General features: G+C 52.0%; 10 protein-coding genes and 1 tRNA gene. 7 read left to right on the top strand and 4 right to left on the bottom strand.

Translation table 11 applies throughout. The features are described 5' to 3' along the window. Nucleotides 1-99 precede the first annotated feature (99 nt). The 3 genes from K7W03_RS25655 to K7W03_RS25645 all read left to right on the top strand — a co-directional run bounded on the left by K7W03_RS25655 (nt 100) and on the right by K7W03_RS25645 (nt 2,724). Nucleotides 100-378, top strand: a complete 279-nt coding sequence (locus tag K7W03_RS25655; RefSeq protein ID WP_222887730.1) for a hypothetical protein — start codon at nt 100-102, stop codon at nt 376-378. Between the two features lie 18 nt (nt 379-396). Further along, nucleotides 397-732 carry a hypothetical protein gene (locus K7W03_RS25650; RefSeq protein ID WP_222887719.1) on the top strand — a complete coding sequence of 112 codons (336 nt, stop codon included), beginning with the start codon at nt 397-399 and terminating at the stop codon, nt 730-732. A 402-nt stretch (nt 733-1,134) separates the two neighbouring features. Continuing rightward, complete coding sequence (locus K7W03_RS25645) at nt 1,135-2,724, top strand: AAA family ATPase (RefSeq protein WP_222887717.1); 1,590 nt, start codon at nt 1,135-1,137, stop codon at nt 2,722-2,724. A gap of 493 nt (nt 2,725-3,217) precedes the next feature. Here the strand turns inward: K7W03_RS25645 and K7W03_RS25640 are convergent, their stop codons facing one another. Then, a complete protein-coding gene (locus K7W03_RS25640; RefSeq protein ID WP_222887715.1) occupies nt 3,218-3,910 on the bottom strand; it encodes a hypothetical protein in 693 nt (230 codons plus the stop codon). Between the two features lie 258 nt (nt 3,911-4,168). Between K7W03_RS25640 and K7W03_RS25635 the strand changes: the two genes are divergently transcribed. Both K7W03_RS25635 and K7W03_RS25630 read left to right on the top strand, forming a co-directional pair. Further along, nucleotides 4,169-4,747, top strand: a complete 579-nt coding sequence (locus K7W03_RS25635; protein ID WP_222887714.1) for a recombinase family protein — start codon at nt 4,169-4,171, stop codon at nt 4,745-4,747. A gap of 179 nt (nt 4,748-4,926) precedes the next feature. Further along, entirely contained in the window at nt 4,927-5,763 is an 837-nt protein-coding gene (locus K7W03_RS25630) for a hypothetical protein (protein WP_222887712.1), read from the top strand. 20 nt (nt 5,764-5,783) lie between these two features. Here the strand turns inward: K7W03_RS25630 and K7W03_RS25625 are convergent, their stop codons facing one another. The 3 genes from K7W03_RS25625 to folK all read right to left on the bottom strand — a co-directional run bounded on the left by K7W03_RS25625 (nt 5,784) and on the right by folK (nt 7,552). Beyond that, a complete protein-coding gene (locus tag K7W03_RS25625) occupies nt 5,784-6,722 on the bottom strand; it encodes a hypothetical protein (RefSeq protein ID WP_222887710.1) in 939 nt (312 codons plus the stop codon). Nucleotides 6,723-6,930: 208 nt separating this feature from the next. After that, nucleotides 6,931-7,006, bottom strand: a tRNA-Lys gene (locus K7W03_RS25620). 45 nt (nt 7,007-7,051) lie between these two features. Beyond that, a complete protein-coding gene (gene folK, locus K7W03_RS25615; protein WP_137709777.1) occupies nt 7,052-7,552 on the bottom strand; it encodes a 2-amino-4-hydroxy-6-hydroxymethyldihydropteridine diphosphokinase in 501 nt (166 codons plus the stop codon). 23 nt (nt 7,553-7,575) lie between these two features. Here folK and K7W03_RS25610 point away from each other — a divergent pair, with 23 nt between their 5' ends. Further along, nucleotides 7,576-8,232, top strand: coding sequence for a uracil-DNA glycosylase (locus K7W03_RS25610; RefSeq protein WP_222887707.1), 657 nt, complete (start codon nt 7,576-7,578; stop codon nt 8,230-8,232). A gap of 142 nt (nt 8,233-8,374) precedes the next feature. Continuing rightward, on the top strand, nt 8,375-8,773 hold a 399-nt coding region (locus tag K7W03_RS25605), incomplete at its 3' end, for an IS5 family transposase (RefSeq protein WP_222887706.1).

The following is an 8,773-nucleotide window of genomic DNA, read 5'->3' as shown; positions in this document are numbered from 1 at the left end:
CCACCGATGGAGAAGCGGATCATGACATAGCGAAGCGAAGTCTGGATATCCTCCGCGGGGGGGGGGGCAGCAGCTAGAGACTTTAGGCGAGCCTTGGACATGCGTGACGACCACCCGGCCAAGAAACTCTTGACCGGCCTGTGTGCTGTTGGGGTTCTGACGCCCCACAGCCTCGATTTGGCGAAGCTGCTCGTTGCTCATGGCAAAACAGGCTCTTGCCGTAAACCCCTTGGCTCCGACTATCTGTTTCGAACGCGGAACGCCTTCACCAAAGCGGCAAGGCTGGTAATCAACGCCGCCACGCCCATCAGAAACGAACCGTCGATATTGACCATTGCCGACTCCTTTCCTGCGGCATATGTTCTCTTTTTGTTCTAAATAGGAAAGGCGATTCTCATGGGTGTGCGTATTGAACCCATTCCCGATTCTGTCCGGGTGAAAATATCGGGTGATATCGAAACGGTTCTTTCCGTCCCTTATGAGGATGATGATAGATTCTTGGTTGGGCTGAGCGACGGAACGCTGCTGGTCGGGTCTTATGATGATGACCTTCGCTGCAAATTCGACATTGCGAGGGACGGGGCAGGCATAGTCCGTTTTGAAAGTGGCGCTGCGTTAGTAGATTGGAACGTCGAGTGGGCTACTATCGGGATTTATGATGCAAATGTGGTGGAACCAGCCGAATTAAACCCGATGCCTTTGTTCCCGGATTTAGAAGATGTGCTTCAATAATCGACAGAACTACCTTGAGAGTTTCGAAATATTATTTTCTGTCTGCGATAGATATTTAGCAACGGTCTATTTTAAAGCTCGTAGAGCGTCATTATTTGAATTTGGCTAGGCAGGTAGCTAAAATTTGATTTCAACGCCTGACGGGCTTCTGAGAGGCTTCTAGGGGTATTCTAAATGAGCAAGTAGGATCTATTGACCTTCACTCATCTGGAATTTGCTGTTTTATGATTGCGATGGGCGGCCTCCAGCCCCTCCGCTCTGAAGCGCCATGAGATGGAAAGCTGCAAACTGCGATAGCCAAGAAACCCCCCGCAAAAATGCTGGCAACGATCTAGTCGAACTGCAATCAAGTGCCTTATCAGAATTAGTGCGACCACCATCGAACGACACTGAAAGCGGGTTATGAAGGTTAAACGCATCCATCTAAAAAGCTTCAAACGCTTCACCGATCTAGAGATAACAGGCATTCCGGACACCGCGAAATTGGTCGTGGTTGTCGGCCCCAACGGAAGTGGGAAGTCATCACTATTTGATGCGTTCATAAGCTGGCATCGCCAAAAGGCGGGATGGGGTCGCGATAGCGACGAAGCCTATTACCGCAAAGGTGAAGAAAGCACGTTTTCATGGAGTGATTCGGCGGTTGTCGAAACCCATGAGGGGCTTCCACCCGTCAAAAGCTCTCTTTATGTCAGAACCGCCTACAGGAATGACCCAGATTTCAATATTGGGTCGATCAATAGACTTGCATCGCCCATCGAAGAATTGCGCGTAGCACGCTCCATCCAAAATGACCAAGTTGTTTCCCAAAACTATCAACGCCTCATTTATGAAACCGTTTCGGGTGTTTATAATCTTCAAAACAACACGAAAACGGTTGAGGAATTAAGAAACGAACTTATTGGTGGAATCCGTAAATCAATGATGAACGTTTTCGGGGATTTGATATTGAATGATATAAGTGACCCCCTAGGAAACGGAACATTCAATTTTGAAAAGGGAACAGTTTCATCATACAATTACAAAAATCTTTCTGGTGGAGAAAAGGCGGCATTTGATCTTCTCTTAGACATGCACATGAAGGAAAAATTCTACGCGGATTCTATTTGGTGCATAGACGAACTAGAAACGCATTTACATACTCGCGTCCAAGGCGCGTTGATGAAGGAAATGTATGCGTTGATCCCGGAGAAGTCGCAGCTTTGGATTACCACTCATTCGCTTGGGGTCATGCGGGCAGCACAAGCCCTCAGCATCGAAGCGCCGGGGACCGTGGCCATAATAGACTTTGACGGCGTTGAGCCTGACGAACCGCGCCAACTCGTTCCTAGCAGCATCGGTCGTATTGCATGGGAGAAGATGCTTTCGATAGCGATTGACGATCTGTCCAGCCGCATCGTTCCGTCGATCATCGTCGTTTGCGAAGGATCAACGATAGGCAATCGACGCAAAAACTTCGACGCCGAAATTTACAATCGCATCTTAGGTCCATCGGCGGCAGAAATCGTTTTTGTATCGGGCGGATCATCCAACCAAGTGGCGACAGCAGGTGCTAGCGTTCGGTCGGCCTTGGACGATATTGCCAGCGGCGCGCGCGTCATATCCCTGTGTGACAGGGACGACAAATCTCAACAAGAAGTGCAAGATTTCGAGAAGAATGGAAATCTCGTTCTGGGCGAACGGAATTTGGAATGCCATCTTTTTGCAGACGATGTTCTGACGAAACTTTCGGAGAGTGTCGGGCACAGCGATAAAGTTAGCGACGTGCTTCAAATCAAGGCCGACGCACTCGCGGCTAGCGTGGCACGCGGCAATCAACCGGACGATTTGAAATCAGCAGCGGGCCAGATTTTCACCAACCTGCGACAGTCTTTAGGCTTAGTGCGGGCTGGCAACAGCACCGACGCATTTATGCGGGACACGCTTGCGCCATTGATCACGCCCGGTATGCCGACACATACAGCGATGAAAACGGCAATTCTGGATCGACTTTGATCCATCCGATACCCTTTCTACGGTCGGAAAGTTCGATCAAACACATGTTTTGTCGGCTTCCGGGAAGTGCAAGAAAGCGGCTGATTGGCAAAAAGGGTCGTTGTATATGGGCAACTTCGAAGCTCACATGAGAGGCTGCGAAAAAATCAAGGCCTTGTAATTCTTGGTTAGATTGAACCTCGATCCGAATTTTTCTGGGACTTCGCAACCGAAGCGAACAAAAAATACCCCGCCGAAATGGCAGAGCATAGCGTCGAGGTTGAAACGGCTGGCGCGAAAGCCGCAGACCGATCAGAATAGAAGAAGGTAGCCCAATGCCGCCCCTATCATCAGCCCTACAGGCACAATGATGACGGGGCTTATTGCCTTGTTCGACAATGGCATGAAACGCAGGCGCGGGCCTTCACATTCCTCTAATGACTTCAAACGTCTTTCACGCCGGAATGGTCGAATGTCAGCCATGTTGCACCGTGCATCGATCCAAATGAGCAATTTATGGATAGCGACGATCGAAGTCCGCTTCGGTAGCAACCGCTAACCTCTGACTCGTTACCTCGCCCCATGCGTTCGCAATTTGTACCTTCAACTGATCTGGAAGTCCGTTTAGTTCGCGACTGTGAAAAGAGATATATGAGTTGCCCGTTTCAATGGCTGTTTCGGTTTCGCATTCTGCCATCATCAAGCCATTGATATGCGGGTGCTGATTCTTCGTTAGCTCATCATGAACAGCCCAACCCATGACCCTGAGATTCATCTTCATCGGACGGCTGATGAGGACGAGGAGTCCACGGGCATCTGGCAAGCCGAGAGCCTCCTTAGTATCTCTAATTTGACCGTTTGCCTCTGAAACTTCTTTTTGAACTCGTTTGCCAACCCGCTGAAAATACTTTCTCGCGAGCGCATTGGGCAATGTGTCCGCCCGTAATCTCACGGTGCCAAATATAACTGGCCCGCCCATAGAAGGGCCATCGATGGTAATCAGATCGTTCAAAGATTGTAATACTTTTGGATCACTCAAACGGTCATTCGTGATTTCTTTTACTTCAACGATTATTTCGTGGTCTTTGAAAAAGATGTCTGCGCGTCTCTTTTTAGGTACGCGAGGCAAGATGCTTTCAACGTCGATGCCACCAGCCTTACGGAGAATTTCAGTGACCAACCTGTGGCGCGGTGCTTCTTTCGACATGCTGAAATTTGCCCTTCCGATTACCTGCATTGTTATATCAGCAGGTTAACCCATGCGCGATCACGATTCCCTCCACATTGGGTGCGCATATTACAAGCCGGAGGGCGTCAACGCTCTTCATCCGGCATGGCTCAAATCTTCTAACCTGTTGGCCTGACCCACAAGCCTGCTCTTCTTAGGCTTACAAGATACCATGTTGCTTTATGCGCTATAGCTCATATTATCTAGGTAGGTTTTGAGCGAGTCGAAGGGGGCAACATGAGCAAGCTGGCGTATTATCGGGTATCAACCGGCGATCAGTCGATTGAAGGCCAGCGTTCTTCGCTTGCCGGACCTTTCGATAAAGAATTTATGGATGAAGGAGTGTCGGGTGCGGTCTTGGCTGCTGATCGCCCCGGCTTCGCTGCTCTTCTTAATTACATCCGGGAAGGCGATGTGCTGCATATCGCGGCTATAGATCGCCTGGGGCGTGACGCGCTCGATGTGCAGGCGACAGTTCGAACACTGATCGACAAGGGCGTAACGGTCGAGGTGCTTGGCCTTGGTCCCATTGCAAAGGGCGTTGGGGAACTCATTGTCGCCGTGCTGGCGCAGATTGCAGATATGGAGCGCAACAGGATCAAGGAACGCTGCGATGCTGGTAGGGAAGCAGCTAGGGCGGCGCTGGTCGCTACAGGGCGTACCCATAGAGGTAAGGTCAGTTTAGGCCGTCCGTTCGCTGCTGATGCGGCTCATGTAGTTCAATGGCGAAAGGAAAATGGGGCGAGCATAAAGGGAACGGCCCGGCAGTTCGGTTTGTCGGAGGCGACGGTGAAACGTTATTGCGCTGCATCTTAAACATGGATCGGCCTACCATCCGCATTGAAAGGTCGTTTGGATAATTTCCGTTATGTTCCCGCCGCAGCGCCGCAAGGGGACGATTTAAATCATCTGCTTACACCCAAATGCCCACAGGTTGACGCCTAAAGCCGAGTTTTTATAGATCGCTAAACATCGTTACGGGGGCGTCCAAATCAATGAAGCAATACGCAGCGCATGCCATATGGACCATTGCCGCAACTGCATTTTGGGCAGCTTCTGCCCAAGGAGCGCCGCCTAAGAAGCCTGTCCGCCCGACGGCACGCAAGGCACCAGCCGCAAAGCCTATGTCAGCCACCCAAATTTTAGCTGGCAATATAATACTGAATAAATGGCAGGAATCGGAGAACCTCGCCTCCGCCTGTGATCATACTGATGCGGCGGCATTAGTCGATGCGCTTAGACAAAATGCCGACTGGATGAATCGTCCAAAAGGCGAGTTTGAAACCACCGCTGATTATGAACGGCGCAAGGTGGAACTCAATGAGGCACTTGGCAGCAACAATCGCTTGCTTGTCTGCAAGGATTTTGTCGGATCAAACGCAATATATATAAATTATAATAGTGATAAGGGAGAATTTTCAGGAAGTTTACCGAACAATATTACCGTAAGGTCGGTATCAAAGGATTTAACTGCCTACCGTGCGACCACTCGTATGGGTGTTCATTTTACGGTTTATCCTTCAGTTCAAGTTGATTGGAAAATTGACGTTTCAGACACGTTTGGTAAAAATTGTACCAATGGATATTATTCTCGAACTTTCAGTTTTACGTTTCCTATAGATCAGGCACCTTTACTTAAAGCTAAAGGCCGAATGGTTTTCGTAGGCGACCTCGACGCCCCGTACTTCGAAACGCGTGATGCCGATGAAACAGCATCGCTAGATAACCCGTACCCCACTGCCAGCCGAACTATGACCGGCTATTTCAAGCCCTCATATGTAGCGATCATCGATTCCGTTGGAAAAGAGGTATGGTCTTGTAGCGCGGGGTAGATGCGGCTGCATGCCGCAGCCTACTTGGAGGTAGGGGGTATTATCTCATTTGTAGCATAGCGGCGGCTTAGGTTTACCACGTCGCGATTCCGTCGGGTAAGGCGCTCGATCCAATCAATGAGATTCCTACTGATGCTGACGGCCTCAATCAGATTGCCGTTGTCATCCATTTGCTCTGCATGCAGTCCGATGGTATTTCCATCATCGCAATCTCCATAATCTCTAATTGCTTGGGTTAGCACGTCTGTTGCGCTCGCTGTTATTTCTTTAAGCGTGAGCCTCAATGCCATATGCACGCGGCCCAAGGCTTCGACGTAAAGACGGATGCAAGTTGATACGTCGAGTTGGCTGCCTCGACCAGATAACTCCGCTGCGACAGAGCGTTTAAATTTCTTGTCCTCTGTCAGCGCTTTTAAATTGATTGATGCTGTAACTGTATGGCGTAGTTGGCCTTTTCCAGAAAATTGTCCATTTTCATCGAAGTCATTAATCCAAGAAGATAGGTAGGAAGTACCGTGGATTGGAAGACCCCGATGTTGGCTATAATTTCGTAAGGCTTCTATAAAACGGTATTCGAAACTCCCATCATAAGCAGCGATTCTTAAATCATTAAAATATTTAGCTATATCATACCGCTCTAATGAGGAGATGTGATGGGGTGTGTGGTCAATATAAGCTCTGGATGAAGACAAGAAATTATTAAAAAGACGTGAAAAATTTAATCTATTATCTTGATATTGAAATGGGTCGTCATAGCTAATGACCATATTATCAAGGGCGCATTTAATAATTTCGGATTCAATATCTATGAAGTTTTTAATAAGATTGTCCCAAGACTCTTCAATTTTGGATATTAGCAGTAGAGCATCGCTGGCCACAGATATTTCTGCATAGCGCGTTGCGGTGATGGGGACGCACGCGGCGCATGCAATCTCATTTTTCCGAAGTCTGAACTCCATGATCGTCCTTCCCTCGAAAATTCGAAAGCCAGTCATTTCGCTGCCGACTCGAATCCTTCATGCCGAGGATGAACAGGGCAGGGAAGGACTTACATCGATTTGCTGCTGAGGTTCTCGATCAAGAAGCCATGTGAGCCTCTAGGGACTGTGATACAAACTGTGAGACAATTGCCTCTAAAATCCACCTAAGTCATTGAATTTACAAAGGTGGTGAGCCCTGCTGGATTCGAACCAGCGACCTACTGATTAAAAGTCAGTTGCTCTACCGACTGAGCTAAGGGCCCTCATGTCCTGAGGTCCGCACGCACTAGAGGCGGCGATGCGGCTGGTCAACCTCCAGAAACCGCTTTTCGCAGGCGGAAACGCAAATGGCGGATCGAAAGTCGGGACACGGGGTCGCGCCAGCCCGGCGCAATGGCAAGCAGCGGCGTCAGTACGAAGTCCCGCTCGCGAAAAGCCGGGTGGGGAATGCGCAGCGAGCGGCTGTTCCAGCGACCCCCGGACCACAGGATGATGTCGATGTCCAGCCGCCTCGGCCCCCAGCGCCTGAACCGCTGGCGGCCCAGAGCGCGCTCTATCGCCTGCAAGCCGGAAAGCATCTCTTCGGGCGGCAGGGAACTCTCCATCAGCACCGCGCCATTGACGAAGATGCGCCGCGACGGCCCGATAGGCCGGGTCTGCATGACGGGGGCCACGCTGAGAACCGGGCCCAGTTCCGCGATCATGCGAACCGCGCCGCTCAACAGGCATGCCGGGGTCATCCGCGCCGACAGCGGCCGGTTCGATCCCAGGGCAAGGGCGTAAACATGACGGGTGCTTGTCTTGACCATCGGACAGCGCCTATCCCGTCGCCATGACGCTGCAAAGTCCTATCCCGCACAGCGAAGCGCCGCATGATTGTCCGCTCTGCCCGCGTCTGGCCGCTTTTCGTGAGCAGAATCGCGCGGAACATCCCGGCTGGTGGAATGCGCCGGTTCCGGTTTTCGGTGATCCGCTGGGCCGAATCGCGATCGTCGGCCTTGCGCCGGGCAAGACGGGCGCGAACCGCACGGGCCGGCCCTTCACCGGGGATTATGCGGGCGATCTGCTGTTCGCCACGCTCGCCAAATTCGGCCTGACCCAAGGCGTCTATGAGGCGCGGCCCGACGACGGGCTCATGCTGCGCAACGTCATCATCCTCAACGCGGTCAAATGCCTGCCGCCGCAGAACAAGCCGCTGCCGGAGGAGATCCACAATTGCCGCGCCTTCCTGAAGCCTGCGGTCGCCGCCTTGCCCCATGCGCAGGTCTTCGTCGCGCTGGGCCAGATCGCGCATCAGTCGGCGGTGAAGGTGCTGGGCGGCAAGCTTCCCAAGGCGCGCTTCGCCCATCTGGCGGAGCATCGCATGCCCAGCGGCCAGATCGTCATCGATAGCTATCACTGCTCGCGCTACAATCAGAACACCGGCCGGCTCACCGCCGGGATGTTCGAAGCGGTGTTCGAGAGGGCGGTGGAACTGGCGACGCTTTAGCCGGCGCACAGGCTGGTCGCGCCTGCAGCTTTCGGGCTGAACACCAGCCTGAAGCGCGCTGCGCCAAATCGCAGGTCGCGCGCTCTAGGGGTTGTGGGGATTTAGGATTCCCATTTGTTGGGAGATGTGATTCACGCTCTGGATGGACCGTTTCGTACTGACCGACGCCCAATGGGCAAAGATGGAGCCACATTGTCTGGGTAAGCCGACTGACCCTGGGCGGAGCGGAAGGGACAACCGGCTATTCATGGAGGCGGTGCTGTGGATTGTTCGCACGGGCAGTCCATGGCGTGATCTGCCCGCCATGTTCGGCAACTGGAGTACGGCGTTCAGGCGGTTTCGCGATTGGCGGGAAGCCGATATTTTCAAGCGTATTTTCGATGTGCTGTCGGAGGAACCCGACATGGAATACGCCATGGTCGATGCGACCATCGTCAAGGTTCACCGGCATGGCCAGGGCGCAAACGTATGGCTCGCCCCGTCGGCAAGCGGTTTGTGTCTGATGATCTGGTCAGTCTGCGAAAACGTATCCGGCCTTTCA

Origin of the sequence: Sphingobium sp. PNB (assembly GCF_019873065.1) — a bacterium.
GTDB lineage: Bacteria > Pseudomonadota > Alphaproteobacteria > Sphingomonadales > Sphingomonadaceae > Sphingobium > Sphingobium fuliginis.
The sequence above is the reverse complement of the archived record's forward strand: the minus strand, read 5'-3'. Positions and strand labels throughout refer to the sequence as shown.

What these genes read in the sequence shown, in the direction of transcription:
- K7W03_RS25630 (WP_222887712.1), top strand. Translation starts at nt 4,927, where the DNA reads ATGAAGCAATACGCAGCGCATGCCATATGGACCATTGCCGCAACTGCA.
- K7W03_RS25655 (WP_222887730.1), top strand. Translation starts at nt 100, where the DNA reads ATGCGTGACGACCACCCGGCCAAGAAACTCTTGACCGGCCTGTGTGCT.
- K7W03_RS25645 (WP_222887717.1), top strand. Translation starts at nt 1,135, where the DNA reads ATGAAGGTTAAACGCATCCATCTAAAAAGCTTCAAACGCTTCACCGAT.
- K7W03_RS25650 (WP_222887719.1), top strand. Translation starts at nt 397, where the DNA reads ATGGGTGTGCGTATTGAACCCATTCCCGATTCTGTCCGGGTGAAAATA.
- folK (WP_137709777.1), bottom strand. Translation starts at nt 7,552, where the DNA reads ATGGTCAAGACAAGCACCCGTCATGTTTACGCCCTTGCCCTGGGATCG.
- K7W03_RS25635 (WP_222887714.1), top strand. Translation starts at nt 4,169, where the DNA reads ATGAGCAAGCTGGCGTATTATCGGGTATCAACCGGCGATCAGTCGATT.
- K7W03_RS25625 (WP_222887710.1), bottom strand. Translation starts at nt 6,722, where the DNA reads ATGGAGTTCAGACTTCGGAAAAATGAGATTGCATGCGCCGCGTGCGTC.
- K7W03_RS25610 (WP_222887707.1), top strand. Translation starts at nt 7,576, where the DNA reads ATGACGCTGCAAAGTCCTATCCCGCACAGCGAAGCGCCGCATGATTGT.
- K7W03_RS25640 (WP_222887715.1), bottom strand. Translation starts at nt 3,910, where the DNA reads ATGTCGAAAGAAGCACCGCGCCACAGGTTGGTCACTGAAATTCTCCGT.